Source organism: Halorubrum sp. SS7 (genome assembly GCF_005435055.1).
GTDB lineage: Archaea > Halobacteriota > Halobacteria > Halobacteriales > Haloferacaceae > Halorubrum > Halorubrum salinarum.
Genome location: NZ_SGXV01000294.1, coordinates 1 through 479, shown reverse-complemented (window position 1 = coordinate 479; position 479 = coordinate 1). Strand labels below are relative to the sequence as shown.

Sequence of the window (479 nt, the reverse complement as noted above, 5' to 3'; positions counted from 1 at the left end):
GTCGTTCATCCAGTGGGTCGGCGGCGTCGGCGTTATCGTCCTCACCGTCTCCATCCTCTCACGGCCGGGCAGCGGGAGTTACGCGCTCTACCAGAGCGAGGCCCGCGAGGAGAAGATCCATCCGAGCGTCGTCTCGACGGTCCGGACCGTCTGGAAGCTGGTCGTCGGCTACACGCTGTTGGCCTTCGCGACCCTGTTCGCCGCGGTCCGGGCGAGCGAGAGCGCGTACGCCGAGTCACTCTCGGTCGGTGAGACCGCGTGGCAGGCGCTCAACCACGCGATGACCGGGCTCACAACGGGCGGATTCTCCGTCACGGACAACTCGATCGCGACGTACAACTCCGCGCTCGTCGAGGCCGCCCTGCTGCCGATCATGGTCCTCGGAGCGATCGCGTTTCCAGTCCTCTACGTCGTGTTGCGGGATCGGCGGGTTCGCGAACTGGTCGACGACCTCCAGACGCGGTGGCTGTTGCTCCTGT

At 66.6% G+C, this 479-nt stretch carries 1 protein-coding gene; it reads left to right on the top strand.

The genetic code is table 11. The annotated features are described in order from the left end of the window. On the top strand, window positions 1-479 hold a 479-nt coding region (locus EXE44_RS18090; protein WP_274595396.1), incomplete at both ends, for a potassium transporter TrkG.